19 protein-coding genes are annotated in these 26,557 nt (G+C 70.1%); 7 read left to right on the top strand and 12 right to left on the bottom strand.

The features are described from left to right. Positions 1-33 precede the first annotated feature (33 nt). Positions 34-1,446, bottom strand: coding sequence for a chloride channel protein (locus FMP39_RS01605; protein WP_141588269.1), 1,413 nt, complete (start codon positions 1,444-1,446; stop codon positions 34-36). 132 nt (positions 1,447-1,578) lie between these two features. On the opposite strand from FMP39_RS01605, the gene FMP39_RS01600 reads away from it, so the two are divergent. The 4 genes from FMP39_RS01600 to FMP39_RS01585 all read left to right on the top strand — a co-directional run bounded on the left by FMP39_RS01600 (position 1,579) and on the right by FMP39_RS01585 (position 6,822). Continuing rightward, a complete protein-coding gene (locus tag FMP39_RS01600; protein ID WP_141588268.1) occupies positions 1,579-4,056 on the top strand; it encodes a heavy metal translocating P-type ATPase in 2,478 nt (825 codons plus the stop codon). Between the two features lie 140 nt (positions 4,057-4,196). After that, the gene (locus FMP39_RS01595) at positions 4,197-4,610 is read left to right on the top strand and encodes a four-helix bundle copper-binding protein (protein ID WP_141588267.1); all 414 of its coding nucleotides are present in this window, start codon (positions 4,197-4,199) and stop codon (positions 4,608-4,610) included. Between the two features lie 87 nt (positions 4,611-4,697). Continuing rightward, positions 4,698-5,789 carry an aromatic ring-hydroxylating dioxygenase subunit alpha gene (locus tag FMP39_RS01590; RefSeq protein WP_141588266.1) on the top strand — a complete coding sequence of 364 codons (1,092 nt, stop codon included), beginning with the start codon at positions 4,698-4,700 and terminating at the stop codon, positions 5,787-5,789. Positions 5,790-5,940: 151 nt separating this feature from the next. Next, on the top strand, positions 5,941-6,822 hold the full coding sequence (locus FMP39_RS01585) for a hypothetical protein (RefSeq protein WP_141588265.1): 882 nt from the start codon (positions 5,941-5,943) through the stop codon (positions 6,820-6,822). 60 nt (positions 6,823-6,882) lie between these two features. On the opposite strand, the gene FMP39_RS01580 is transcribed toward FMP39_RS01585, so the two are convergent. From FMP39_RS01580 to FMP39_RS01535, 10 genes are all read right to left on the bottom strand, one after another. Further along, positions 6,883-10,032, bottom strand: a complete 3,150-nt coding sequence (locus FMP39_RS01580; protein WP_228557552.1) for an efflux RND transporter permease subunit — start codon at positions 10,030-10,032, stop codon at positions 6,883-6,885. Beyond that, on the bottom strand, positions 10,022-11,221 hold the full coding sequence (locus tag FMP39_RS01575; RefSeq protein ID WP_141588263.1) for an efflux RND transporter periplasmic adaptor subunit: 1,200 nt from the start codon (positions 11,219-11,221) through the stop codon (positions 10,022-10,024). Before FMP39_RS01575 ends, FMP39_RS01580 begins: the two co-directional genes overlap by 11 nt. Beyond that, positions 11,218-12,480 (bottom strand): TolC family protein, encoded by a 1,263-nt coding sequence (locus FMP39_RS01570; protein ID WP_141588262.1) that lies wholly within the window; start codon positions 12,478-12,480, stop codon positions 11,218-11,220. Before FMP39_RS01570 ends, FMP39_RS01575 begins: the two co-directional genes overlap by 4 nt. 109 nt (positions 12,481-12,589) lie before the next feature. Beyond that, a complete protein-coding gene (locus FMP39_RS01565) occupies positions 12,590-12,904 on the bottom strand; it encodes a hypothetical protein (protein ID WP_141588261.1) in 315 nt (104 codons plus the stop codon). 89 nt (positions 12,905-12,993) lie between these two features. After that, entirely contained in the window at positions 12,994-13,839 is an 846-nt protein-coding gene (locus tag FMP39_RS01560; RefSeq protein ID WP_141588260.1) for an N-acetylmuramoyl-L-alanine amidase, read from the bottom strand. Positions 13,840-13,959: 120 nt separating this feature from the next. Beyond that, a complete protein-coding gene (locus tag FMP39_RS01555; protein WP_141588259.1) occupies positions 13,960-17,160 on the bottom strand; it encodes an efflux RND transporter permease subunit in 3,201 nt (1,066 codons plus the stop codon). Beyond that, a complete protein-coding gene (locus tag FMP39_RS01550) occupies positions 17,147-18,883 on the bottom strand; it encodes an efflux RND transporter periplasmic adaptor subunit (protein ID WP_194858191.1) in 1,737 nt (578 codons plus the stop codon). The genes FMP39_RS01555 and FMP39_RS01550 overlap by 14 nt, the downstream gene beginning before the upstream one ends. Beyond that, positions 18,880-20,250, bottom strand: coding sequence for a TolC family protein (locus tag FMP39_RS01545; protein ID WP_141588258.1), 1,371 nt, complete (start codon positions 20,248-20,250; stop codon positions 18,880-18,882). The genes FMP39_RS01550 and FMP39_RS01545 overlap by 4 nt, the downstream gene beginning before the upstream one ends. Before the next feature lie 127 nt (positions 20,251-20,377). Further along, positions 20,378-20,785, bottom strand: a complete 408-nt coding sequence (locus FMP39_RS01540) for a hypothetical protein (protein ID WP_141588257.1) — start codon at positions 20,783-20,785, stop codon at positions 20,378-20,380. A 78-nt stretch (positions 20,786-20,863) separates the two neighbouring features. Then, positions 20,864-21,829, bottom strand: a complete 966-nt coding sequence (locus FMP39_RS01535; protein ID WP_141588256.1) for a PLP-dependent cysteine synthase family protein — start codon at positions 21,827-21,829, stop codon at positions 20,864-20,866. Positions 21,830-22,000: 171 nt separating this feature from the next. Between FMP39_RS01535 and FMP39_RS01530 the strand changes: the two genes are divergently transcribed. The 3 genes from FMP39_RS01530 to FMP39_RS01520 all read left to right on the top strand — a co-directional run bounded on the left by FMP39_RS01530 (position 22,001) and on the right by FMP39_RS01520 (position 25,359). Continuing rightward, on the top strand, positions 22,001-23,461 hold the full coding sequence (locus FMP39_RS01530; protein ID WP_141588255.1) for an ATP-binding protein: 1,461 nt from the start codon (positions 22,001-22,003) through the stop codon (positions 23,459-23,461). Between the two features lie 66 nt (positions 23,462-23,527). Continuing rightward, on the top strand, positions 23,528-24,127 hold the full coding sequence (locus tag FMP39_RS01525) for a DUF2378 family protein (RefSeq protein WP_141588254.1): 600 nt from the start codon (positions 23,528-23,530) through the stop codon (positions 24,125-24,127). Between the two features lie 176 nt (positions 24,128-24,303). Continuing rightward, the gene (locus FMP39_RS01520; RefSeq protein WP_141588253.1) at positions 24,304-25,359 is read left to right on the top strand and encodes an ABC transporter ATP-binding protein; all 1,056 of its coding nucleotides are present in this window, start codon (positions 24,304-24,306) and stop codon (positions 25,357-25,359) included. 24 nt (positions 25,360-25,383) lie between these two features. Here FMP39_RS01520 and FMP39_RS01515 read toward each other — a convergent pair whose 3' ends face one another. Next, entirely contained in the window at positions 25,384-26,556 is a 1,173-nt protein-coding gene (locus FMP39_RS01515; RefSeq protein WP_141588252.1) for an FAD-dependent monooxygenase, read from the bottom strand. Position 26,557 lies beyond the last annotated feature (1 nt).

Here is a 26,557-nt window from a genome sequence, read left to right as displayed (position 1 = left end):
GCCAGGACGTCTTCCAGGGTCGCGAGCCGTCCGTCATGAACGCGTTGAACACGCATTCGCGACAGGTTCCACCGCCACCGCCTCCTCGCGGCGCTGCTCGTTGTAGACGGACAGCCGCAGCGTCAGCACGTAGGTGACGCAGCAGGCGAGGACGGCGGGCGGGCCATACGCGGAGCCGAACACCTCCAGCACCAGGGCAATGGCCGCCAGTGGCACGCCGACCACCGCGACCAGCGCGGAGGCGATGCCCACCACCACGAACACCGTCACGTCCGCCGGCCCCGTGCCCGTCACCGACGCGAGCATCTGGGCCGTGGCCGCGCCAGACACGCCGCCCAGCACCATGCTGGGGATGAGCATGCCCGCCGAGCCACCCGACTGCACCGTGAAGCCCGTGGTGAGCAGCTTCCCACCCACGATGAGCAGCAGGTACCACCACAGCGACAGCGGCCCCGGCGCATCCGCCAACAACTGGGCGATGGTGTACTCGCCCATGCCCAGCACGTGCCGGAAGTCCATGCCCGCGCCGTAGTAGAGCCCTCCGGCTACCAGGATGGTGCACAGCGCCCCCATGGCGCCGCGCAGCACCGGGCTGACGCGCTCCACCACCTGTCGCGTGTGCTTCATGGTCAGGCCGAACAGCAGCGCGACGGGCGCGGACACCGCCACGGCCACCAGCGCGGTGAGGCCGTACTCCCCCAGCGTGTACGTGTGCGGGTGCGGCGGCGCCACGAAGATGGGCTTGAAGCCGAGGAAGCGGTTGTTGAGCGCGTACGCGATGATTCCCGCCAGCAGGCAGTACGCCAGCTTCCGGTAGACAATGCGGTTGCCGTAGACGACCTCGAGCGCGAAGAGCGCGGCGGCGAACGGCGCGTTGAGCAGCGTTCCCACCGCCGCGGCGATACCCGCCAGTTGGCAGGTGCGCAGCGTGTGCTCGGAGCGGGCACGGGTGATGCGGGCCACGCCCGCGCCCAGGGACTCGCCCACCAGAACCACCGGACCCTCCAGCCCGCCCGACGCGCCGGTGCCCAGCGTGAGCAACGTGGCCACCGCTTTGCGCAGGGCGAGCCGGATGGCGGGCCGTGAGTAGCGAGGGCGCGGGTCGTCCGCCGGGTCCTCGTAGGTGATGTGGTAGTTGAAGAGCGCGACGTTTACCCCATCCGAGGCCACGTCGCTCCAGCCGGGCCGGCGGTTGAGCAGCCCTCGCAGCAGTCCGCCCAGCAGCAGCACGCCCGCGAGCACCAGCGGCGCCCACCAGAGGCTCCGCCCCGACGCGAACGCCAGCAGCGTGTCACTGGTGGCATGGACGCCATACCGCAGCGCCGAGCACACCCCCCAGATGAGCACCGTGCCCAGGACGACTCGGCCCACCGTGCGCAGCACCGTGTCCCACGAGTCGTGAAGGGCACTCTGCTCTTCGTCCAGGGGCTCTCGACGGCCAGCCATGGAGCGAGAGGGAATGTGCTTGGAGGTCAAGATGAATGTCCGTGGCCGGAGGAGCGATTACCTCTAGAGAAACACCCAGTAGGAGCCGGCCGGGTGCTTCGTTGGCCTGGGCGAAAGGAGCCTCGAAGCGCCATGCCTCAACACCCTTCGCACGCGCCGCATTCCCGCACGCCCCCTCCCTCTCCGGCCGGGGATGCGCCCGCCATCGACCCCGTCTGCGGCATGAAGGTCGACCCGAACGCCCCGAAGGGCGGTCACCTGGAGCACGCCGGGCTGACCTACGCCTTCTGCAATCCCCGGTGCCGGGAGCGGTTTCGCGCGGAACCGGAGCGCTACCTCTCGCCCGCGGAGACCGCGCCGGAACCGACGCCGGCGCCGGGGACCCTCTACGTCTGCCCCATGGACCCGGAGGTCCGCCAGTCGCATCCCGGCGCCTGCCCCAAGTGCGGCATGGCACTGGAGCCAGAGACGCTTCCCGTCCAGGAGTCCCGCGTCGAGTACGTGTGCCCCATGCACCCGGAGGTGGTGAAGGACGGACCGGGGACCTGCCCCAAGTGTGGCATGGCGCTGGAGCCGCGCACGGTGCTGGCGGAGGAGCCGCCGGACCCGGAGCTGCAATCCATGCGGCTGCGCTTCCGCGTGGGCCTGGTGCTCACGGTGCCGCTGCTCGTGCTGGCCATGTCGGACATGCTTCCCGGGCAGCCCGTGCAACACGCGGTGTCCGCGGGCGTGCTGGCCTGGGCACAGCTCGTGCTGGCCACGCCCGTGGTGCTCTGGGTGGGCTGGCCCTTCTTCCAGCGTGGCTGGGCGTCGGTGCGCAACCGGCACCTCAACATGTTCACCCTCATCGCGTTGGGGACGGGTGCGGCGTATCTGTTCAGCGTCTTCGCCACGCTGCTGCCGCGGGCCCTGCCACAGGGACTGCGCACGGGGCACGGCGGCTCCGCGCCCCTCTATTTCGAAGCCGCCGCGGTCATCGTCACCCTGGTCGCGCTGGGACAGGTGTTGGAGCTGCGCGCCCGGCACGCGACTTCCGGTGCGCTGCGGGCGCTGCTGAGCCTCGCGCCGCCGGTGGCGCGGCGAATGGGAGAAGACGGTCACGAGGAGGATGTGCTGCTCGCGAGCGTCCAGTCCGGGGACACGCTGCGCGTGCGCCCCGGAGAGAAGGTGCCCGTGGACGGCGTGGTGCTCCAGGGGACCAGCGCGGTGGATGAGTCCATGGTGACGGGCGAATCGCTGCCCGTGGAGAAGGCCCCGGGCGCGCAGGTGACGGGCGGAACGGTGAATGGCACGGGCTCACTGGTGATGCGCGCCGAGCGCGTGGGCCAGGACACGTTGCTCTCCCGCATCGTCCAGCGCGTGAGTGAAGCGCAACGCACCCGCGCGCCGATTCAGCGGCTCGCCGACAAGGTGGCGGCCGTCTTCGTGCCGGTGGTCATCGCGGTGGCGGTGGTGACGGCGGGCGTGTGGGCCATCTGGGGGCCCGAGCCTCGGTTGGTGCACGCGGTGGTCAACGCGGTGGCGGTGCTCATCATCGCCTGCCCCTGTGCGCTGGGGCTGGCCACGCCCATGTCCGTCATGGTGGGCACCGGGCGCGGCGCCCAGGCGGGCGTCCTCATCCGCGACGCGGCGGCACTGGAGCGACTGGAGGCGGTGGACACGCTGGTGGTGGACAAGACGGGCACGCTCACCGAGGGCAAGCCGCGCCTCGTGACGGTAGTGCCCGCGCCAGGCTTCGAGGAGGCGCGGCTGCTGCGGCTGGCCGCGAGCCTGGAGCGTGGCAGTGAGCACCCGTTGGCCGCGGCCATCGTCGCGGGCGCGAAGGCGCGTGGCGTGACGCTGGCACCCGTGGAGGACTTCCGCTCGCTCACGGGCAAGGGCGTCGTGGGCAAGGTGGAGGGCGCCGACGTGGCCCTGGGTAACGCGGCCCTGACGGAGGCGCTCCAGGTGCATGGAGGGGAACTGACCTCCCGGGCCGAGGCGCTGCGGGCAGAGGGCCAGACGGTGGTGCTGGTGGCGGTGGAGGGGAAGGCCGCGGGGTTGCTCGGTGTCGAGGACCCGGTGAAGTCCTCCACGCCGGAGGCCCTCGCGTTGCTGCGCGAGGAAGGGCTTCGGGTGGTGATGCTCACGGGCGACAGCCAGACGACGGCGGACGCGGTGGCGCGGCGGCTGGGCATCACCGAGGTCATCGCCGGGGTGTTGCCGGAGGCGAAGGGCGACGCCGTCCGGAAGCTCCAGCAGGAGGGGTGGGTGGTGGCCATGGCGGGAGACGGCGTCAACGACGCGCCCGCGCTGGCGCAGGCGGACGTGGGCATCGCCATGGGCACCGGGACGGACATCGCGATGGAGAGCGCGGCGGTGACACTGGTGAAGGGGGACCTTCGGGCCATCGCTCGGGCACGCCGCCTGAGCCAGGGCACGCTGCGCAACATCCGGCAGAACCTCTTCTTTGCCTTCATCTACAACGCCGTGGGTGTGCCGGTGGCAGCGGGCGTGCTGTACCCCGTCTTCGGTCTGCTCCTCAGTCCCATCTTCGCCAGTGCCGCGATGAGCCTCTCGTCGGTGTCCGTCATCGGCAATGCGCTCCGGCTGCGGAAGCTGAAGCTGTAGGCCCGGTTGTGTGGGAGGCCGCTTGTACCGGGCCCCCTCCCTCGGGCTGGGGGCGGGCGGCCCACCGAGGCCCACCCGCGCGGCGCTGGGATGCCCACCCTTGAGCTCGAACGCACCGCACCCTGGGAAAGGTGGACACCATGGCTCTAGCCGAAGAGATGAACGCCGACAGCGACATGCGCCAGTGCATCGAGGACTGCCTGGCCTGTCACCGCATCTGCATGGAGACGCTGACGTATTGTCTGGGAATGGGCGGCAAGTATGCGGAGGCCAGACACCTGCGCTTGCTGATGGACTGCGCGGAAATCTGCCAGACGAGCGCGAACTTCATGCTGCGGGGCTCGGAGCTGCATAGCCGCACCTGCTTCGCCTGCTCGGAAGTCTGCGGGCGCTGCGCGGAGTCCTGCGCGCAAATGGGCGAGGACGTGGTGATGAATGCTTGCGCGGACATGTGTACCCGGTGCTCGGATTCGTGCTGGAGGATGGGCGGCGGTGTCATGCCGCGGACGCCCAACCCGGAGGCCGCCCAGCGCGCCGCCGACCTTCCCGCGTGAGGGGGCGCCCGGAAGAGTCCAGGCAAGCCGGAACGGCCCTGTCGCGGAGCCCTTCACGCGCCGTCGATGCCGATTAGAGTGCGCTCCATGAGCTCTCGCGAGGAGGGGCGCACCTCCGGTACGCCCGCTGGACATATCTCCGTCGTCCACCTGCCCAACGCCTGGTTCATCCTCTGTGCTTCGAGTGAGCTGGGAGACAAGCCCCTGGCGCGCACGCTCCAGGGCTCACCCCTGGTGCTCTTCCGAGGCGAGGGCGGCAAGCCCGCGGCCCTGGTGGACCGCTGCCCGCACCGCAACGTGCCGCTGTCGCTGGGACGGGTGAAGGAAGGCCAGCTCCAGTGCGGCTACCACGGCTGGCGTTTCGACGGCGCGGGGCAGTGCCGCGCCATCCCTGGCTTCCTGGGCGAGCCCGGCGCGCGTGCTCGCTGTGCCACGGCGCATGCCACGCGTGAGCAGGATGGCTTCGTCTGGGTCTACTCCACGCCGGGCGTCGAGCCCACCACGGAGCCCTACCGCTTCCCGCTTCTGGAGGCGCGCGAATACACCACCGTGCGCCGCACGCTTCGGGCCCCCGGCTCGCTGCACTCCACGCTGGAGAACACGCTGGACGTGCCCCACACCGCGTACCTCCATGGCGGGCTGTTTCGCACCGAGGAGAAACGGAACGAAATCGACGTGGTGGTGCGCCGGAGCGCGGACATGGTGGAGGCCGAGTACATCGGCGAGCCGCGTCCCAGCGGGCTCGTGGGCCGGCTGCTCGCGCCGGGTGGCGGGGTGGTGCAGCACTTCGATCGCTTCCTGATGCCCTCCATCGCCCAGGTGGAGTACCGCATCGGTGACACCAGCCACATCATGGTGACCTCCGCGATGACGCCTGTGTCGGACTGGGACACGCTGGTGTACGCGGTGGTGACGTTTCGTCTGCCATTGCCCCGCTGGGTGGTGCGCGCGGCGCTCCCGCTCCTCATGCCCGTGGCGCTCCACATCTTCGGGCAGGACGCGCGCATCCTCCGGCAGCAGACGGAGACCATCCGCCGCTTCGGCACGGAGGCCTATGCCTCCACGGAAATCGACGTGCTCGGTCCCGGCATCCTCCGCCTGCTGCGCGCCGCCGAGCGTGAGAAGCCTGGCGCCGTGGGGGACGCGGTGCATGAAACACGACTGAAGATGCGGACCTGAGAGCCATTGCGACGCGGCGTGTCGTGAGACACGGTGGAGACACTGGGTCTCACGATACCTGGGGCCGCTCCATGTATCTGAATGGAGCCCTGGGCTGAAACACTCGCGCGCTGTTAGCGTGGCGCCCCCTCGCAATTCCCCCGGAGTCCCCATGCGGTTTCCCGTTCGCGCGGCGCTGGCAGGCGCGGCGCTGCTGTTCGCGCCCCAGGCATTGGCCACCAACTACACCCTGTGGATTCACGGGAAGAACTCCGGAGGCACGAAGCAGGGCAACTACGCAGACTTCTCCGCCTGGGGGCCCGCGTCCACGGCGGCCGGGGTGAACAAGAAGGCCGTCAACTGGGACGGGCGGCAGCGGATTGGCGGGCAGAATGTGTACATCCGGGATGCGCTCGACTGCTACTGCACTGGAGACAACTGGTGCTACATCGCGGTGCACAGCGCGGGGAACCTCCAGATTGGTTACGCGCTGGCGCTGTATGGCGGCTCGGCGCGCTACAAGAAGAACGCGAAACCGAATGCCAGCGGTGTGTGTGGCAACACCGATGGGAAGACGCAGACGGGCTGGAACATCAAGTGGGTGAACGTGGCGTCGGGTGCCGCTGGAGGCAGTGAGCTGGCGGACATGGGGGAGTGGGCCGTGAGTGACCCCATCGTCAGTGACCTTGTGACGACCACCGCGCGCGCCATGTACAACCACAACACCACGCGCGGCATCCGCTTCAACATGTTCGCGGGCGCCAAGGGCAAGGTGTACTCGGGGCTCCTCCCGGGGCAGGACGACGACGCGGTGTCGTACCACTCCACGGGCGGCGTGTCGGGCAGCGCGGGCGGGGCCTACTGCAACCCGTCCGACTGGTTCTGCAACGACCTGACATTGGGCTCCAACGCCTGTGAGGGCGGCCGTGCCAAGTGGACCAACCACTTCGTGAAGTTCCGCGACGACGGCGAATCCCACGGCCATGGCGCCAACGGGAAGTGGGAAGGCATTGTCGGCAAGGTACGCGCCGACATGGTCACCAACGCGAAGTAGTCGCAGGTTCGCCGCCGCCCTGTGAGGACAGGGCGGCGGCGAACCTGGCGGTGCGTCGTCTCAGGGTGCCACGGACGTCTGGGCCCGAGCAGCCTTCCGGGCGGCCAGCCGCTGTGTCACCCGCTCCTGCCACCCGTGCACGAAGGCATAGAAGGTGGGCAGCACCAACAGGGTGAACAGCGTGGAGGTGACGAGCCCGCCCACCATGACGACGGCCAGGGGGCGCTCCACTTCCGTGCCGTGCAGTGGCAGCACCAGCAGCGGCAGCAGGCCCAGGATGGCGGTGCCAGCCGTCATCAGCTTGGGGCGGACGCGGCCGATGCTCGCCTCTCGAATGGCCTCATCGAAGGGCTTGCCGTGTTGCATGAGCAGCTTCGTCTGCGCCACCAGCACCAGGCCATTCTGGACGGCAATGCCAAACAGGCCGATGAGGCCCACCAGGCTGGACACGTTCCACGTCTCCCCGGCGATGAGCAGCGCGAGGATGCCGCCGACGAAGGCGTCCGGCAGGGTGGCGATGATGACCAGCGACTCCGCCAGCGAGCCCAGCGCCAGGTACAGCAGGATGAACACCGCGAGCAGGGCCACCGCGATGGCGACCGTCATCGCCTGCGCGGCGCGCTGCTGGCTCTCCACCCGGCCGCCCACGTCCAGGAAGTAGCCAGTGGGAAGCTTCAGCTCCGCGGCCAGCCGCTCGCGCACCTCGGCCGCCGTGCTGCCCAAATCCCGGCCCGCGACGCTGGCCTCCACGGCGATGCGCCGGCTGCCCGCCTCGCGGCGGATGCTGCCCGCGCCGAACGTCTCCTCGATGGTGGCCAGTTGGCTCAACGGAATGCGCGTGCCGTCATGCCCGTCCACCAGCAGGCCCCGGATGGCGGTGGCGTCGCCCCGGCGGTGGTCCGCCAGCCGCAGCAGCAAGTCATAGCGGCGCTGGCCCTTCCACACCTGGGCGAACTCCTGGCCCACCATCCCCACCTTCACGGCGTGGATGACGTCTCCGGGTGTCAGGCCCACGCGCGCCACCGCGGCGCGGTTCACGGTGATGCGGAGCTGGGGAAGGCCGGTCAGCTTCTCCGCCCGCAGGTCCTCCACGCCTTCCACCTTCGTCATGATGGCCTGCGCCCGCTCGGCCAGTCCGGCCAGCGTCTCCAGCTCCGGCCCGAAGATGCGCACGGAGATGTCCGCGGGGCTGCCGCCGAGCCCTTCATCGATGCGCATGCCCAAGGGCGTGGTGAACAGCGTCGACACGCCAGGGACCTGTCCCACCGCCTCGCGCATCGCGGCTTCCAACTCCTCCATCGAACGTCCCCGCTCCGGCTTGAGGATGACGAGCACGTCCGACAGCGTGTGCGGCATCGGGTCCTCCGTGCGTTCGGCGCGGCCCGTGCGGCGCACCACGTCGTCCACCTCCGGGAACTTCAGCAGCGCGTCCTCCACCAGGTGGTTGAGCCGGTCCACCTCCTCCAGCGAGGCCTCCGGCGGCAGCACCGTCTGGAGCAGCAGCGCGCCTTCATCCAGCTTCGGCATGAAGTCGCTGCCCACCACGAAGGCCAGCGACAGGGCGGGCACGGTGACGGCCAGGGCCACCAGCCGCACGAGGCCCGCGTGGCGCATGCACGCCTCCAGCATGGGCGCGTAGACGTGCTTGATTTTGCGGATGAGCCACACGTCCTCGGGCTGTCCTTCGCGGGGCGCGCGCAGGAAGAGCCCGGACGCCACCGGCACCAGCGTCAGCGCCAGGCCCAACGACGCCGTCAGGCAGGCCACCACGGCCGCGGCGAGCGGTTGGTACATGCGCCCCTCGATGCCCGTCATGGCGAACAGGGGGATGAACACGGAGACGACGATGAGCGTGGCGAAGGCAATGGGCCGGGCCATCTCCATGGACGCCGCCAATGCCACATCGCGCCGCGAAGCCTTGCCCTTCGCTTCACGCAGGCGGTGGACGATGTTCTCCGTGACGATGATGGCCGCGTCCACCAGCAGGCCCACGGCGATGGCCAGTCCTCCCAGCGTCATCGTGTTGATGCCGATGCCGGCGAACTTCAACAGCACGCCCGCCAGCGCCAGGGACAAGGGCAGGGTGAGCGTGACGATGAGCGCCGCGCGCCAGTCTCCCAGGAGCAGGAAGAGCACGAGCACCACCAGCACCGCGCCCAGCAGGATGGCCCGGCTGACGCCGCCCAGCGCGGAGTCCACCAGCACCGACTGGTCATACACGATGCGGAGCTGCACACCGGGCGGCAGGCCCTGTTTCAACTCCTGGATGGCGACGCGGATGCCCGCCGTCACCTGCTGTGTGTCCGCGCCGAACTGCTTGATGACCCGGCAGCTCACCACCTCGCCCTTCAACCGGTGGGCGATGCCCCGGCGCACGGCGGGGGCCTCGCGGATGTCGGCCACGTCACCCAGCAGCACGGGCGTGCTGTCGCGCACGGCGACCACGGTGTCGCGCAGGTCCTCCACGGACTCCGCGCGCCCCACCGCGCGCACCGTCCACTCCATGGGGCCCTGCACCACGAAGCCGCCCGAGGCGTTCAGGTTCGCGCCCTCCAGCGCGTGCTCCACCTGGTTCAGGGTGATGCCGCGCGCCACCATCTGGTCCGGGTCGAGCTGCACCTGGAACTGGCGCAGGTAGCCACCCAGGCGCTCCACGCCGGCGACGCCGGGCACGGCGAGCAGCCGGTTCTTCACTTCGAACTCGGCTAAATCCCGCAGCGTCATCAGCTCCGCCGCGCCGGGCTCCGCTTCCAGGGTGAACTCGAACACCTCGTTGAGCCGCCCGGTGAGGCTGGAGACCAGCGGCGCGTCCGTGCCGGGTGGGAGCTCGCTCTGCGCCTGGGCCACGCGCTCGACGACGTACTGCCGGCTGCGGAAGTAGTCGGCGTCTGGCTCGAACTCCACCGTGAGCTGGGTGACGCCCAGCTGCGAGGTGGAGCGGATGCGGCGCACCTCGGGCAGGCCCGCGAGCGCCACCTCCATGGGGATGGCCACGGCCGTCTCCAGCTCCTGCGCGCCCATCGCCGGGTTCTGCACGATGACGTTGAAGATGGGCGCGGACAGGTCCGGGAACACGTCGCGCGTCAGCCCCTTGAGCGCCACCGCGCCGAAGGCGGAGAGCGCCAGGGCCAGCACCACGGTGAGACCAGGCCGGGCGAAGGAGGACCGCAGGATGCGGTTCATCAAGGAGTCGGGGGCCTCAGTGGGCATGGCCGTCACTCCCTCCGCCGCTCAACTTCTCCGCCTCCGCCTTGAGCAGGAACGCGCCTTCCACCACCACCTGCTCGCCAGGCTTCAGTCCGGTGAGGACCTCCACGTCGCCGCCCAGCGTGCGGCCCCGGCCCACCTCGCGCCGCTCGAAGACGCCGCGCGCGTCCGTGGGCAGGAAGGCCACCCAGCCACCTTCCAGACGCTGGAGCGCCGCCGCGGGCACGGCGGTGATGGGCGCTCCCGGGTCCCCCAACGGGATGTAGGCCGACGCGGACATGCCGGGCCGGAGCTGGCCGTCGGCGTTGTCCAGCTCCAGCCTCACGGGGATGGTGCGTGAAGTCGCATCCACGCGCTGCCCCACGTGGCCCACCTTCGCCATGAACTCCTGGCCCGGAAAGGCGGCGAAGGTGATGCGGGCCTGCGTGCCACGCTGGATGCGCACGGCGTCACGCTCGAAGGCGTGCACCACCAGCCACAGCGAGGACACGTCACCAATGCAGAACAGCGGCAGGTTGGGGTCCGCCATCTGCCCCATCCGCGCGGTGCGTTCGACGACGGTGCCGGACAGGGGGGCGCGCAGGACGAAGCCCGGGGGGACGTTGCCCCCGCGCAGCTCTTCTTCGCTCACGCCCAGGGCCACCAGCTCCGCGCGCGCGGCGGCGACTGAAGCCTCGGCGGCGGCGGCCTCTGCTTCGGCGGCTTGCACGTCCTTGCTCGCGATGATGCGCTCGTCCGCGAGCGTGCGCTTGCGCTCGGCGGCCTGACGCGCGGCCTGGGCCTGGGCCTGGGCCGCTTGCAGCGCCGCGCGCGCCTTGCCCAGCTCGGGGCTGCGCAGGTCCGCGAGCTTTTCGCCCTGCTTCACCGCCTGACCGGTGGTGGCGAAGACGGCGCTCACGCGGGCGGCGATGGGGGAGGCCACCTCCGCGTAGGCGTCCTCGCTGAAGGTGAGCTCTCCCAGGACGGTGACATTCTCACCGCCCGGTCGCACGCCCACGGGCGCGGTGGTGATGCGCAGGTCTCTCAACATCTCCGACGCGATGCGGACGTGGGGCTCGCCATGCTCGTCGTGGTGGGCACCTGCCTGGGCGGGGGGCTCGTCATGTCCATGTTCTTGCTCGTCGTGCGGCGTCTCGCGCTTGCAGGCGGTGAGCAGGAGGAGGGCGGCCACTGCGGCGTGGAGGGGCTTCATGGAAGGGCTCCGGTCTCCACGGCCAGTTGGACGCGGGCGAGGGCCGCCTGGAGGAGGCTGTCGAGGTAGGCGGCACGCGCTTCCAGCGTGTCGCGGCGAACGAGGAGGAATTCGGCGAGGCCCATCTCTCCGGCTTCGTAGGAGCGGCGAGCGAGACTTTCGTTGTCACTGAGCAGCGGCAGGGCGTCGGCTTCCAGCAGCGTCACGGCTTCCAGCCGCTTGCGGTGCTGCACGCGCGCGGCCTCCACCTGGACGTCCACTTCCAACCGCGCCGCGGCCAGCAGGGATTGGAGCCGGCGCACGCGGGCCTCGCCTGTTACCCGGGCGTTGTCTCCCCGGTCGAAGATAGGCAGCGGCACGCTCAGGGCGCCAAGGTAGGCGATTTCATCAATCTCCCGCTGGTACAGAAACCCCGCGGTGATGTCCGGCCAGACGCTCGCCCGGCCCATGCGGCGGTCGGCATCCGCCTGGGCGAGTTCCGCTTCCAACGCGGCGATATCGGGCCGCGCCGCCACGGTATCTGCCTTCGCCTGCGTGACAGGCTGGAGCGCGAGCACGCGCAGCTCACCGCGGATGGCCAACGGATGCGTGAGCGGAAGGCCCAACATCGCGCGCAACTGGTGGAGATGGACGGCCTCGTCCCCCTCCGCGGTGGCCACCTCCGCGCGCATGCGGGCCAGGGACACGCGCGCCACGTTGACGTCCACCACGGGCACATCACCGGCCTCGAAGCGCCGCTGGGCGGAGTTCGCGGTCTCCCGGGCGGCGGCCTCGGCTTCTCGCGCGAGGCTCAGCCGCTCCCGCGCATGCAGCGCCTGGAGGAAGCGCGCGGCGACGTCGCCCAACACCCGGCGCTCGGCGTCGCGCTGGTGGGCCGTCGCCATCTCCAGGCCGGCGCGCGCGGAATCCCGGCGGGCGCCGCCCTTTCCACCCAGCTCGAAGGATTGGCTGATGCCCACGCTCAAGTCCGCCCCACGCACTGAGGGGGTTCCCGGCGAGCCAGGGGCACTGCGCGGGCCTGCCTGGAGCTCGAAGGTGGGGTTGTCGTTCAGCAGCGATGCGGCGGCCGCCACGGGGCCCTGGGCCTCGGCGGCGCGGCCCGCGGCATCCAGCAGCGCGGGTGCGCGCTGGCGGGCCAGGGCCAGGGTTTCTTCAAGGGACAGCGCTGCGTCGGCGGAGCCCGGCTGGGCCGCGGCGACACGCGGAAATACGAGTGCGGCGGCGAGCCCGAAGGCTGCCACCGTGAGTGGATGGGGCACGGCGATGACCTCGCGAAAGGGAGGCGTGCGTCAGGTGGAGCGTGCCCCGCGATGACACACGGGCACACCTGTCCTGGCGGACGCGAGCGAACGAGACGGCGGACGCGACCTACGCGAGGGGGACTATGGGGACGTGGAGGATGTCGCGCCCGTCGGCCGACAACGGTTCGGCCTTCTCGTAGGCGACGCGCAAGGGCCGCGACACGAGCAGCACGAAGGAAAGCGGCGGGGCATGCGCGGCCACGGTGCGCACGTGGGCACAGCAGGTACAGTCGGTGCAGTCCGGGGCGCACTGCCCCTGGTCATCATCGTCCGGGCAGGTCTGCGTGCAGACCTCGCCCACCGCGCCAGTGAGGGTGGGCATCAAGCCCCCCAGGCCCGGGGCGAACAGGAACAGGCAGACGATGAGCCAGATTCGGAGCACGCTGGCGACCTTCTACCACGTTTCCAAACGCAAGGCGTGCGAGGGACTCACACCTGGTGAGCCTCCTCGCACGCGGGGGAAGAAGACTGTCAGGAGATGCCCTTGCGCAGCCGGTTCCAATCGAAGTTGGGCGCCGGGTCGTTCTTGCGGCCCTTGGGAACCGCCACGTCGGCGTGGCCCACGATGTTCTTCATCGGAATGTTGTGCTGCTGCTTCAGGTAACCGGTGAGCTGGGTGAGCGACTTGTACTGCGCCTCGGTGAAGGGCGTCTTGCCGCTGCCGTCGTTGACGATTTCGATGCCGATGGAGCGGTTGTTGATGTCCGAGGGCACGCCGTGCAGCTCGCCCTTGCCCGCGTGCCAGGCGCGCTTGTCGTCACCGACCAGCTGATAGATCTTCCCGTCGCGGTCCACCATGTAGTGCGCGGACACCTTGCTCTGCGGATTGCGCATCCACGCCAGGTCGCCCGAGCCGTTGTTGGTCGCGGTGTGGTGCATGACGATGGTGTCGATCTTCGTCCCGCCGCGCGAGTTCTGGTTCGGCGAGGGCGCGTTGATGACCGCGGGCTTGGTGAACTTGCCGCCCGGGGTGGTGGGCGTGGTGGGGCCGCTGGTGCCCAGCGCCTTCTTCAGCGCCGCGTGCGTGAGGTCACCGTAGAAGCCGGTGGTGGGCAGCTTGTTGTCCGCCTGGAACTTCTTCACCGCCGTTTCCGTCTGCGGACCGAAGGTGCCGGGGCCCGTGGTCACCTGGGCCTTCGTCATGTAGCCCACCTTCACGAGCGCATCCTGCAACTGCTTCACCTTGGGCCCGGAGTCGCCCTTGCGCAGGCCCGCGGGCGGCGCGGAGACCGTGGAGGCCGCGGCGGCGGCGGTGCGAGGGGCCTGCGCCTGAGGGGCGCGGAACACGGAGGAGAGCGAGGGCAGGCGAAGGCTCATGAGGGCTTCCAGGGGGTAGAGGCTGCGTGAATCTGCCCGGATTATCGGCGCCCAGGCCCCGGGAGTTGCGTAACTCCCGGGGCGAACTTGGGTGTCCAGGTTCAGCCAGATTGCACTTTTTCAGGCTGTCTGAGTTTCGGCGGGCAGGGGTGGCTCTCCTGTGCCTTCCTCTGGCTGCTCCTGGGGAAGGTGGCGCCGCTTCCAGAGGGCGAAGATGGCCGGATACACGGTCAGCTCGAGTAAAAACGACGTCACGAGTCCGCCCACCAGCGGCGCGGCGATGCGCTTCATCACGTCCGCGCCCGTGCCGGTGCTCCACAGCACGGGGAGCAGGCCAATCATGTCCGTCATCACCGTCATCAACTTGGGACGGATACGACGCGCCGCGCCATCAACGATGGTCTCCGTCAGGTCGGCCATGGAGCGCAGCCGGCCCTCCTGGTCCGCCTTCTTATGGGCCAGGGTGAGGTAGAGCAGCATCACCACGCCCGTCTCCGCGTCGAGCCCGGCCAGCGCGATGAGCCCCACCCACACGGCGATGCTCATGTTGTAGTCGAGCAGGTACAGCAGCCACACCGCGCCAATCAGGCTGAAGGGCACCGCCAGCAGGACGATGCCCATCTCCACCACGGACTTCGTGCTGAAGTACAGCAGCAGGCACACCAGCAGCAGGGTGACGGGAATCACCACCTTGAGCTTCTCCGTGGCGCGCTCGAAGTACTTGAACTGGCCGCTCCACTCCACGCGCACGCCGGTGGGCGTCTTCACCTCGCGCGCCACCGCCGCCTTCGCGTCCTTCACGTAGTCCGCGATGGGCCGCGCGGTGTCCACGAAGACGTAGGTGACGAGCTTGCCGCCCTCGCTGCGAATCATCGGCGGGCCCTGCACGAAGCGCACGTCCGCCACCTGGGCCAACGGCACCTGCGCGCCGGCCGGGGTGGGGACCAGCACCTCCTTCAACAGCTCGGGGCTGTCGCGGTACTCACGCGCGTAGCGCACGTTGATGGGGTAGCGCTCGCGGCCCTCCACCGTCTGGGAGACGTTCTCTCCGCCGATGGCGCCCATCACCACCTCGTTGATGTCCTTCACGCCCAGGCCCAGGCGCGCGGCCTCTTCCCGCTTCACCTCGATGTCCACGTAGAAGCCGCCGGTGGAGCGGTCCGCGAACGCGCTGCGCGTGCCGGGCACCTGGGCCACGGCCTTTTCAATGGCCACCGCTGCCTGCTCCAGCGTGTCCAGGTTGTCGCCAAACACCTGGATGCCCAGCGGACTGCGGATGCCGGTGGCCAGCATCTCCGTGCGCGTCTGGATGGGCATCCAGAAGATGTTGGGCATGCCCGGGTACTGGAGCGTCTCGTCCATCTCCGTCAGCAGGGCTTCCCAGGTGAGGCCCTTGCGCCACTCGGACTTCGGCTTGAGCACCACCGTCGTCTCGAACATGGACAGGGGCGCCGGGTCCGTGGCCGTCTCCGCGCGGCCCGCCTTGCCGAAGACGCTGACCACCTCTGGAATGCGCTTCAGCTCCGCGTCCATGGACTGGAGGATGCGCGTGGCCTCGGTGATGGACATGCCCGGCGGCGAGGTGGGCATGTAGAGGATGGCGCCTTCGTTGAGCGGCGGCATGAACTCATGGCCCAGCCGCATGAAGGCCGGCACCGTCATCGCCATGGCCACCACGGACAGCGCCACCACCACCTTGGCGTGCCGCACCACGAAGCGCACCACCGGCATGTAGAGGGCCACCAGCCAGCGGTTGAGGGGGTTCTCGTCCTCCCGGCGGATGCGTCCGCGGATGAAGAGCACCGCCAGCGCGGGCGTGAGCGTCACCGCCAGCACCGCGGCGAAGCCCATGGAGTACGTCTTCGTGTACGCCAGCGGCTTGAAGAGCCGGCCTTCGGTGGCCTCCAGCGTGAAGACGGGGAGGAAGGCGACGGTGAGCACCAGCAGCGTGCCGAAGATGGAGGGCCCCACCTCCTGCATCGCGGAGATGATGACCTCGCGCCGCTCGCCGGGGCGGCCTTCCGCCTCCCACGCCTCCAGCTTCTTGTGGATGTTCTCCACGATGATGATGGAGGCATCCACCATGGCGCCAATGGCGACGATGATGCCGCCCAGGCTCATGATGTTGGCGGTGAGCCCCTGGTAGTACATGGGGATGAAGGCGAGCAGCACCGCCAGGGGCAGCGTGAAGATGGTGACCAGCGCGCTGCGCGCGTGCATCAGGAAGAGGAAGATGATGAGGCTGACCACCAGCATCTCCTCCACCAGCGCCCGGCTGAGCGTGCTGATGGACTCCTCGATGAGCCCCGAGCGGTCATACGTGACGACCAGCTCCACGCCCTCCGGCAGGCCCGCGCGCACCTCCTCCAGGCGCTCCTTCACCGCGTCGATGACGGTGAGCGCGTTCTCCCCGTAGCGCATGACGACGATGCCACCGGCCACCTCGCCCTTGCCGTCCAGCTCCGCGACACCCCGGCGGATGTCCGGCCCCAGGCTCACCGTGGCCACGTTGCGCACCAGCACGGGCGTGCCGTCCCCGCTCACCTTCAGCGGGATGTTCTCGATGTCCTGTGTGGAGCGGATGTAGCCACGCCCTCGGATGATGTGCTCGTGGCCCGCGATTTCCATCACCCGGCCGCCCACGTCCTCGTTGGACTCGCGGACCGCGCGTGTCACCTCGCCCAGCGTCACGCCGTAGGCGCGCAGTTGGTTGGGGTCCACCTGCACCTGGTACTGCTTGACGATGCCGCCCACGCTGGCGACTTCCGCCACGCCGGGCACGCTGGACAGCGCGTAGCGCACGTTCCAGTCCTGGAGGCTGCGCAGGTCCGCCAGGGAGTGCTTGCCGCTCTCGTCCACGAGCGCGTACTGGAACACCCAGCCCACGCCGGTGGCGTCCGGACCCAGCATGGGCGTCACACCCGCGGGCAGGCGTCCGCGCGCCGTCTCCATGTATTCGAGCACGCGGCTGCGCGCCCAGTACATGTCCGTGCCGTCCTCGAAGATGACGTAGATGAAGGACATGCCGAACATGGACTGGCCACGGACGGCCTTCACCTTCGGCGCCGACAGCAGGGAGGAGGAGATGGGGTAGGTGATCTGGTCCTCGACCAGGTCCGGCCCACGTCCCATCCATTCGGTGAAGACGATGACCTGCGTGTCGGACAGGTCGGGGATGGCGTCCAGCTTGGTGTTGCGAACCGCGTGGACGGCCCACGCCGCCAGGCCGCCCACCAGCAGGATGGTGAGGAACGGGTTGCGCGCGCACGCACCGATGATGCGGCCGATGAAGCCCTGTCCGCCGTTCTCAGTGGGCTGCATGGCTGCCTCCGAAGTCATCCGTGGCGGAGCGGATGCGGCTCTCCGCCGCGATGAGGAAGTTGCCGCTGGTGACGACGACGTCGCCGGGCGACAGCCCCTCCAGCACCTCGTAGGTGCCGTTGCCCTTGATGCCGAGCTTCACTTCCTGGGGGCGCAGCCGGCCCTCGCCCAGGTCCACGAACACCAGCCTCCGCGGGCCGGTGTAGATGACGGCCGAGTCGGGAATCTGGAGCCGCGGCGCGCCGCCCTGCAGGATGAAGCGGACGTCCGCGTACATGTCCGGCTTCAGCTCCAGCTCCGGGTTGGGCAGCTCGATGCGGATGCGCCCGGTGCGCGTGGCGCCTTGCAGGGACGGGTACACGTAGCCGACGCTGCCTGCGTATTTCTTCCCAGGCAGGTAGGGCAGGGTGACTTCCACCGGATGGCCCGGCTTCACGCGCGCCAGGTCCTGCTCGTACACGTCCGCCTCCACCCACACCTTCGCCAGCGGGGCGATGCGGAACAGGCGCTCACCGGCCTTCACCGCCGCGCCCTCCACCACGTTCTTCTCCAGCACGTAGCCGCTGGCGGGCGCCAGGAAGGGCATGTTCTCCACCGGCTGGCCTCGCTGGGCGACGCGCTCGATTTGCGCCGCGGACAGGCCCCACAGCTCCAGCCGCTTGCGCGCCGCGCCCACGAGCGACGCGTTGGCCGCGCTCTGGCTCTGACGCGCCAGCAGGTACTCCTGCTGCGCGGCGTAGAGCTCCGGGCTGTAGAGGGTGAAGAGGACGTCGCCCTTCTTCACCGGCTCGCCCGTGGCGTTGACGCGCAGCTCGTGGATGTAGCCGTCCAGCTTGAGGGTGACGTCCACCAGCGACTTCTCGTCGAAGGTGACGCGGCCGAGCGCGCGCAGGGACAGGTCCATGGAGGCCTGCTCCACCTTCGCCGTCTTCACGCCGATGCGCTGCCGCCGCAGGTCGTCCACCCGGATGATGCCGCTCGCCAGCTCGGCACGGCTGACGGGCGTCAGGTCCATGCCGCAGATGGGGCACGCGCCCGGGCCGTGCTGCTTCACGGACGGGTGCATGGGGCAGGTGTAGTGCGCGATTTCCCCCTCGCCGTGAGCACCCGCGGGAGCGGCCGAGCGCCACTCGCTGGTGGTTCCACACGCCAGCATGCGCCGGCCCATGTACGGGTTCTCCAGCTTGGGCTCGCGCTGGAGCCACTGATTCACCCCCTCCACCATGGGGCATTCGAAGATGTGCCAGCCTTCCTGGAGCCGCGGGTCGGCGGACGCCAGGGCGATGAGCGCTTCACTCACGCGTGCGAAGTGCTGGCGTGCTGCCTCGGCGTCCTTCGCCGAAGCGAGTTGCGAGGCGCCGTCCGCGCCCTGCTGGAGCCAGGCCTTCAGCGGCGTGCCCTCCTCCGGTGTGGCCTCGGCGGCCTGCTGGAGCGCGGCCTTCAACGCTCCCGCCCTGGCCTCGAGTCCTTCCAGGGTGTCCTGCGCGAGCAAGGCCCGTGCGGCTTCGTAGGACTCGAAGGCCGCGCGCGCGTACTCCAGGGCGGCGCCGGGCAGCGGCGTGCCCGCGCCGCCGTGAGCCTCATGCGTCGCGGGCGCGGTGCCGGTGTGGGACGTGGAGCCGAAGAACCAGCCCGCGAGGGGCTTCCAGGCCACGGCGACGAGTACGGCGAGGGCAACCACTCCCAGCCAGGGGGCGATGCGGCGGCGGTTCGGGGGGCTCATCGCGTCTCTCCGTTCCGGGGCAGTCCCGGGGTGTGGCCCATGGCCTTGTCCAACTCCGCCCGGCGGCGCTGCACGTCCGCCAGGGCTGTCTGTTCACGCAGCTCCACGCGGCGCAGGCCGCGCTCCGCCTCGATGAGGACCTGGAAGCTGTTCTTGCCGCTCTCGAAGCCCGCGCGGGCGGCGGACACCTGGTCCTTCGCCGCGGGGATGAGCCGCTCCTGGAAGAGCGCCACCACGCGCCGCGCCTCCTCGGCACGCGAGCGCGCCTGCTCCACCTCGACGCGGATGTCGGAGATGAGCTGCTCTTCCTCCCGGCGCAGGCGCTTCAGGCCGGATTCGGCCTCGCGCACAGCGGCCTTCCGCTTGCCGAAGTCGAGCGGGATGTTGAGGGTGACGCCCGCCATGAACTGGTGGGGCGTGTCCATCCACATGGAGTTGTACTCACCCATCACCATGACATCCGGGTAGTAGTCGCGCTTCGCGAGCCGGACGGCGGCCTCGCCGCCACCGAGCCGGGCCCGCAGGCCCTCCAGCTCCGGGCGCAGGCGCAGCGCTTCGTCTTGCAGCCGTTCGGCGGGCACGGACTCCGCGGCATGCGCGGGCATGGCTTCCGGCAGCGGCGGCAGCGGTGCCTGGGGGGCGCGGTGCAGCAGGCCGTTGAGCTGGGCGCGAAGCCGCTCGCGCTCGGCTTCGAACATCACCTGTTCGCGCAGCACCTCGCTCAGCTCCACCTCCGCCTGGAGCGGATCCTGCTGCGAGGCACGGCCGGTGACGTATTGGGCCTCCGCGCTCTTCTTGAGCTGCCCGAGCAGCCGCAGGTGCTCCGCCGTGACGGCGAGCGAGCGCTCCACGACGAACAAGTCATCGAAGAGCGTGGAGGCCGTGAGGGCCAGGCGCAGGCGCAGGGCCTCGCGGTCCTCGCGCATCGCCTGCGCTTCCGCCAGCGCCATCTCCCCTCGCAGGCCGCGCTTGCCGGGGAAGGGGAGCTGTTGGCTCAGCCCCACGACCTGTCCGAAGGGCACGCTGCCAGTGATGCTCAGCGGCGCGACCTCATAGGTCAGCATCGGGTCTTCGAGCGCCGTCTCACGCGGGTAGCGCTCGAGACTGGCGCGCCACGCCTCACGCGCTGCTTCCAGCGAAGGGTTGCGCGCGAGCACCTGCCGCACCAGCTCCGCGCGCTCCAGCACGGGGGCGCTCGTGAAGGGCTCTGGTGCCTGTGCCTCCGGTGCCTGCCGGGCAATGGCTTCGAGTTGGGATTGATACCGCTGCTCATTGGCTCCGGCCGCGCCGGGGCCCAGCCACACGGCGACGCCGGTGGCGAGCACGGCCCGCGTAGCGGACCGCCTCCAGGTTCCATGGGGTGACATGACTTCCTGCTCCAGATGACGGGATACGAGCCTGTCGCCGGGAGAAGGACGTCACCGGCGGCGGGCGGAATCCGGCCGGTGGACACACGTCCACCCGCCAGGCCTCAGCGCATGCGGGCCGGACGTCTCAAATGAGGTAGGAGCAGTGCTGCAGGTACAGCGGTGGCGCGGTGGCGTGATGCACGCCCCGGATGCGCACCCACGACGTGGGCAGGGACTCGGGCGCTGGCGGCACCTCTGGGACAGCCTGGGGAAGCACCGCCAGGGGTGTCAGCGCCCACGCATGGCGTGAGCTCGCGGTGACGGGCTCCGGCGCCGGGAGCTGCACGGCGAGCTCGCCGCAGCAGTCGTGGTGGTTGCCACGGATGCCCGCTTCCTGAGCGTCGGGCGCGGCCTTCGTCCGCTTCGACTGGGGGCAGACACACGTCAGGTCCAGCTTCACCGTGCCCTGGCAGAGATGGAACAGCCCCTCGGCCGCCCCCGCGATGGGAGGCAGCCCCAGGACCACCAGCAATGTCAGGACTCGGACGAGCATGAGCGTGGGCTTGCCCAGCAGATAGCGCGGCGGGACGGCGCGTGCAACTCCGCACGCGCCGCGCCATTCCCTTTCAACTCATGCCGCGCCGCGTGCTGGCACGGGCTTGGGCTGGATGAGCTCGGTGGAGAAGTAGCGCTCCATGCGGTCGGGGAACACCGTCACCACCTGCGCCCCCGGGCCCAGTCGCTTCGCGGCTTCCACCGCGGCGACGTAGTTGAGGCCGGACGACGGTCCCACCGGGAAGCCGCGGCGGATGAGCGCCCTGGCGGTGCTCATGGCGACGTCGTCCGACACGTCGATTTCAACGCGGCCCGGCATGTCCGCCTCGCGGTACAGCCGGGACATGCCATCCACCACGCCCGGGACGCGGGGGCTGAAGCTGCAACATTCGATGTCGCAGCCCAGGCCGGCGATGGGGCGCGCCACGAAGGCCGTCACCGGACAGCCTGCTTCCGCGAAGGCCTGGTACAGGCCCACCACGGTGCCGCCCGTGCCTACGCCGCTGACCACGCCGTGCACCAGCCCGCCCGGGATTTGCGACAGAATCTCCTGGCCCGTCCACACCCGGTGGGCCTCGGCGTTGTCCAGGTTCTCGAACTGACGCGGCGCGAAGGCCTTGCGCTCGCGCGCCAGCTCCTCCGCCTTCACGATGGCGCCGTGCACGCCGGCTTCGCGCGGCACCAGCACCACGTCACCACCATAGGCGCGGATGGTGAGGATGCGCTCCCCGGTGACGCCCTCCGGCATCACCGCCGTGAAGCGCAGGCCCATCTGGGCGCAAGCCAGCGCCAGGGCGATGCTCGTGGAGCCGCTGGACGCCTCGATGACCTCGCCGCCGGGGACGAGTTCCCCCTGGCGCCACGCCTTCTCCAGCATGTAGCGCGCGATGCGGTCCTTGGTGGAGCCGCTGGGGTTGAGGAACTCCAGCTTGCACCAGATGGTGGGGCCCTCCTTGTGGAGACGAACGGGGACGAGCGGAGTGGGACCCACGGCCTGGAGGAAGCGGCCGTCCGCGGGAAGAGGGCGACAGGGAGGACGCATGCGGCCTTCCCTATCGCGAAACGGCTCGTTCGGCACTGGCCATGAACTTTTTGCTGGGTTCCTGGACAGTCGCTTGTCTGCCTGCCCCGACAGCGCGCCTGTTGGTGCCCGTAACATCTGGCGTTCAGGCGGAGGCGCGGCTACGAAAGAGCCTGGTCCGCACACCTCCGTATGCCTCCCACTTCCGCGCTCATCCTCAACGTCAACGACGACGCGGCCAGCCGCTATGTCACCTCCCGCGTGCTGGGGCTCGCGGGCTTCCGCGTCGTGGACGCCGCTTCCGGGATGGAGGCGCTGGCCCTGGTGACCGAGGACACGGACCTCGTCATCCTGGACGTGCGGCTGCCGGACATCAGCGGCCTGGAGGTGTGCCGGAGGTTGAAGGAGACGCCTCGCACACAGGGTGTCCTGGTGCTCCACCTGTCCGCACAGGCCGTGGGGCCGGGCGATCGGGCGCAGGGCCTGGAGCACGGCGCGGACGGCTACCTGGTGGCGCCGGTGGACCCGGAGGAACTGGTGGCCCAGGTCCACGCGCTGCTCCGGCTGCGCCAGGCCGAGCGCGAGGTGAAGGAGCTGTCCCGCGAGGTGGTGCACCAGCGCCAGCTCCTGGAGTTGGCCATCTCCTGCGCGGCGGACCCCATCGCGCTCTACGACGAGACCGGGCGCGTCCTGTCGGCCAATCAGTCCCTGTATGCCTCACGCGGCAGCCACGCCGTGCATGCGCCGGGCAGGACACTGGATGAGATGCAGGCCGCGGATGGGGCGCTGACGCCGTACCTCGAACAGGTGCGGGTGGCCCTTCGCACGGGGCAGGTGCAGCGAGGCACCATGGTCCTGGGTTCGGACCGGGGCCCGCGGTACTTCGACTACGTCCTGTCGCCCGCGCTGGGGGTCGGCGGCGAGGTCCTGGCGGTGATGTCCTCCATGCGGGACGTCACGGAGTCGCGCAGCGCGGAGGAGTTCCGCGAGCAGTTCATCGGCATGTTGGGGCATGACCTGCGCAACCCGCTCAACGCGCTGTCCATGTCCGCGCAGCAACTGCGGCGCAAGGGTGGGCTGGACGAGCGCCAGGGCATGCTCACCGAGCGCATCCTCACCAGCGCCGAGCGCATGGACCGGATGATTCGCCAACTGCTGGACTTCGCGCGCTCGCGGCTGGGCGGCGGCATTCCGGTGGTGCGCTCGCCGTGCGACGTGTTCGAGGTGGTGCGCCGCACCGTGGACGAGCTGCGCGCCAGCCATCCTGGCCGGGTGGTGGAGCTGGAGTCCAAGGGCGATGGCCTGGGGAAGTGGGACTCCGACCGCCTGGAGCAGGCCGTGGGCAACCTGGTGGCCAACGCGCTGAAGTACAGCCCGGCGGAGAGCACCGTGTGGGTGTGGGCCGAGGGCTCCGAGCACGAGGTGGTGCTGCGCATCCACAACCGTGGCACGCCCATCCCCGCGGAGGACCTGCCCCACGTCTTCGGCGCCTGGCGCCGGGGCCGGCGCACCGCCAGTGATGCGGGCGCGCCCAGCGGCCTGGGGCTGGGCCTCTACATCACCCGGCAGATTGTCCGGGCGCATGACGGGGACGCGCAGGTGGCCTCCAGTGCGACGGAGGGCACGACCTTCCTCATTCGCCTGCCACGATGATGACTAGCTGACGGTTGGGGCGCCTCGCGACTCCCCGTTTGGGGTTGCCGCTACCACCTTCCGTGCATGGCGTCAGAGAAGCTCATTTTCGCTCAGTCCGTGGAAGCGCTCTTCGTGCGGGCGCTCGGGCCGTATCTCACCCGGGATGGACGCCAGCGCTTGAAGGCGGTGGGGCTCGACCTGTCGGAGCCGCTGCGTCCCCAGTACACATTGGAGCAGTGGCGCGCCTTCCTTCGCGTGGCGGCGCAGGATGTCTTCCCGGCCCTGCCGCCGCACGAGGCCAGCTTCGCGCTGGGTGCGCGTTTCCTCCAGGGCTTCCGGCAGACCTCGGTGGGCCGGGCCAGCCTGTCGCTCGTCACCCAGCTGGGGCCGCGGCGCACGCTGGAGCGGGTGCCGTACAACGTCCGGGCTGGCAACAACTTCAATGAGGTCCGCGTGGAGGAGTCCACGCAGGACAGCGCCACGCTGTGGATGAAGGACGTCACGGCGGACACGCCGGACTTCGCGGCGGGCTTCCTGGCGGAGACGCTGCGGTCGTCGGGCGCGGGGCATGTGGAGGTGAAGCCCATCGCCTTCGACGGCACGGCGGCCACCTTCCGCGTCACCTGGTCGCAGGCAGCCAGCCGGGCGCCCGTGGCCGGTGCCGGTCCCCGTCGCGTCCACTGAGGCGGGAGCGCCGCCGCGACGCGCCCTTCCCGCTGGACTCGCTCCGTCTCCAAGTGTCTCGGTTGCAGGTGGAGGCGCTGGAGCACCCGTTGAGGGTGCGCTGGCGCTGGCCCCCTTCCGCGAGCTGTCGCACGATGCCGGCCGGACACGCTCCCTGTCCGGAAGGAAGTCACCGCATGGCCCGGTTGTTCGTCGAGGACCTCCACGTCCGGCTCGGCGCGAATGACATCCTGAAGGGCATCACCGCCGACTTCCGAGATGGCGAGGTGGTGGCGCTGCTGGGCCGCTCCGGCAGCGGCAAGTCCACGCTGCTGCGCTCCGTCGCCGGACTGGAGACGCCGGTGCGAGGGCGCATCCACATTGGTGAGCGCACGGTGTTCGACGCGGCGGCGAAGGTGAACCTGCCGCCAGAGCGGCGTGACCTGGGGCTGGTGTTCCAGTCCTACGCGCTGTGGCCACACAAGACGGTGTTCGACAACGTGGCCTACGGCTTGCGGCTGCGCAAGCAGCCCCGCGAGCAGGTGGAGCGGGCCGTGCGCGAGGTGCTCCAGGGGGTGGGCCTGGAGGGGTATGGCGACCGGTTCCCCAGCCAGCTCTCCGGTGGGCAGCAGCAGCGCGTGGCGCTGGCGCGGGCGCTCGTCTACGGGCCGCCGCTGGTGCTCCTGGATGAGCCCTTGTCCAACCTGGACGCGAAGCTGCGGGAGGAGGCGCGCGTGTGGATTCGCGCGCTCATCAAGCGGCTGGGGCTCACCGCGCTCTTCGTCACCCATGACCAGGTGGAGGCCATGGCCATCGCCGACCGCATCATGCTGCTGGACGGTGGGCGGATGGTGCAGGACGGGACGCCGGAGCAGCTCTACACGGAGCCCCGGAGCCTGTTCGCCGCCGACTTCATGGGGGTGAACAACACCTTGTCCGGCCGCGTGGTGGAGCGGCGCGACGGCGAGGCGCGGCTCCAGGTGGGAAGCCAGTCATTGTGGGGCCTGCGGCGAGGCGAGGGCGCCTTGGGCGAGACGGCCACCGGCGTCATCCGCGTGGAGGAACTCCAGCTGGCATCCGAGCCCGGGGAGAACCGGCTCCCGGCCGCCCTGGTGAGCTCCATCTACGTGGGCGGGCGCTGGGAGCACCAGTTCCATGCCGCAGGGCAGACACTGCGCGCATCGACGCGCCAATGGCTGACCCCGGGGGCCTACACGCTCGCGTTTCCCAAGGAGCGCCTCTGGATTTTCTGAGAGGCGCCGGGGCCGCGCGGTGCCTCATGGCGCGAGCTCGGTGGGCGCTGGCGCGGAGCGCTGCCCCGCGGCGGGCGTCAGGGCGGGGAAGGCGGTGTGCCGGTTCTTCCAGAAGGGCGCGTCGGGCCACCGTTGCTCCTCGCGGTAGGTGCAGCTTCGCCTGCGCAGGTGTTCGTCGAAGCGCAGATGAAGCGTTTGCTCGTAGGCGCAGAGCGCATCCTCTTCACCGCGCAGGTATTGCTCCAGGGCTTCGGCGGCGAGGAGCGCGGAGTCCAGCGCGCTGATGATTCCCTGGGCGGACAGCGGGTCATGGGTGCAGGCCGCATCGCCCACGGCGAGCCAGCGCTCACCGTGCATCTGGTCGAGTTCGCCGACGAGCACGGGCGCCGCGACGAGAGGCTCTCCGGCGAAGTCGCAGGCCGCCAGCCTCGCCTGGGTGACGGGAGCTTGTTCGAGCAGGGCCGTCCACGGTTCCGGCGTCGCCCAGCGCAGGCCGTGCAAGGAATCTCCATCACCCACCAGGGTGACGCCGACACAGTCCGAGGGCAGTCGCGCGGAGTGCCACCAGCCTTCCGGACATGATTCCACCAGGGCATCCGTGGGGAACGATTCCCCTGGCCGGAGCTGGAACGCACCATGAACGGTGAAGCAGCGGTCGCGGATGCGGCGCCGCGCGCCCTGGGTCATGGCGAAGGTGGCTTTCCATCCGGTCGCATCCACGACGAAGCGCGCCCGCAGCGTGAGCGCGCCTGTCTTGCGTTGGGAGAGGTGCAGCCGATAGCCCTCCTTCGCGATGGACTCGACGTCCAGCAGGGTCGTCAGGCGAAGGACGCGGACGCCTTGCCGGGCTGCCTCCAGGCTGAGCCGTTCGTCGAAGCGCGCACGGTCCAGGTGCCAGGCGGAGCCCCAGGGTGACATCCGCGTGTCCTGGATGCGGGGCTCCGCGTGGCTCCAGCACGAGGACGTCCCGCGCGAAGCCAGGTGTCCATCGCGCAGGAAGCTGCTCCAGACACCGAGCCGGGACAGGGGGATGCGGAGGTCGGGTGACAAGGTCTCGCCCGGGCGGTGCGTGTCGTAATCCGTTCGCTCGAGCATGACGACGGACAGGAAGGGCGCCAGGTCTCGCAAGGCCACGGCCATGGCCGCGCCCGCCGGGCCGCCTCCGATGATGGCGACGTCGTAGGAGGCTTCGCTCATG

Source organism: Myxococcus sp. AB056, from assembly GCF_006547365.1.
Lineage (GTDB): Bacteria > Myxococcota > Myxococcia > Myxococcales > Myxococcaceae > Myxococcus > Myxococcus virescens.
This window is presented reverse-complemented; position numbering and strand designations above follow the sequence as displayed.

Bases quoted from the DNA above. Each gene is read 5' to 3' on its own strand.
- FMP39_RS01540 (WP_141588257.1), bottom strand. From the start codon at position 20,785: ATGCTCGTCCGAGTCCTGACATTGCTGGTGGTCCTGGGGCTGCCTCCC.
- FMP39_RS01515 (WP_141588252.1), bottom strand. From the start codon at position 26,556: ATGAGCGAAGCCTCCTACGACGTCGCCATCATCGGAGGCGGCCCGGCG.
- FMP39_RS01585 (WP_141588265.1), top strand. From the start codon at position 5,941: ATGCGGTTTCCCGTTCGCGCGGCGCTGGCAGGCGCGGCGCTGCTGTTC.
- FMP39_RS01560 (WP_141588260.1), bottom strand. From the start codon at position 13,839: ATGAGCCTTCGCCTGCCCTCGCTCTCCTCCGTGTTCCGCGCCCCTCAG.
- FMP39_RS01595 (WP_141588267.1), top strand. From the start codon at position 4,197: ATGGCTCTAGCCGAAGAGATGAACGCCGACAGCGACATGCGCCAGTGC.
- FMP39_RS01525 (WP_141588254.1), top strand. From the start codon at position 23,528: ATGGCGTCAGAGAAGCTCATTTTCGCTCAGTCCGTGGAAGCGCTCTTC.
- FMP39_RS01535 (WP_141588256.1), bottom strand. From the start codon at position 21,829: ATGCGTCCTCCCTGTCGCCCTCTTCCCGCGGACGGCCGCTTCCTCCAG.
- FMP39_RS01580 (WP_228557552.1), bottom strand. From the start codon at position 10,032: ATGCCCACTGAGGCCCCCGACTCCTTGATGAACCGCATCCTGCGGTCC.
- FMP39_RS01545 (WP_141588258.1), bottom strand. From the start codon at position 20,250: ATGTCACCCCATGGAACCTGGAGGCGGTCCGCTACGCGGGCCGTGCTC.
- FMP39_RS01590 (WP_141588266.1), top strand. From the start codon at position 4,698: ATGAGCTCTCGCGAGGAGGGGCGCACCTCCGGTACGCCCGCTGGACAT.
- FMP39_RS01600 (WP_141588268.1), top strand. From the start codon at position 1,579: ATGCCTCAACACCCTTCGCACGCGCCGCATTCCCGCACGCCCCCTCCC.
- FMP39_RS01575 (WP_141588263.1), bottom strand. From the start codon at position 11,221: ATGAAGCCCCTCCACGCCGCAGTGGCCGCCCTCCTCCTGCTCACCGCC.
- FMP39_RS01550 (WP_194858191.1), bottom strand. From the start codon at position 18,883: ATGAGCCCCCCGAACCGCCGCCGCATCGCCCCCTGGCTGGGAGTGGTT.
- FMP39_RS01530 (WP_141588255.1), top strand. From the start codon at position 22,001: ATGCCTCCCACTTCCGCGCTCATCCTCAACGTCAACGACGACGCGGCC.
- FMP39_RS01555 (WP_141588259.1), bottom strand. From the start codon at position 17,160: ATGCAGCCCACTGAGAACGGCGGACAGGGCTTCATCGGCCGCATCATC.
- FMP39_RS01605 (WP_141588269.1), bottom strand. From the start codon at position 1,446: ATGGCTGGCCGTCGAGAGCCCCTGGACGAAGAGCAGAGTGCCCTTCAC.
- FMP39_RS01520 (WP_141588253.1), top strand. From the start codon at position 24,304: ATGGCCCGGTTGTTCGTCGAGGACCTCCACGTCCGGCTCGGCGCGAAT.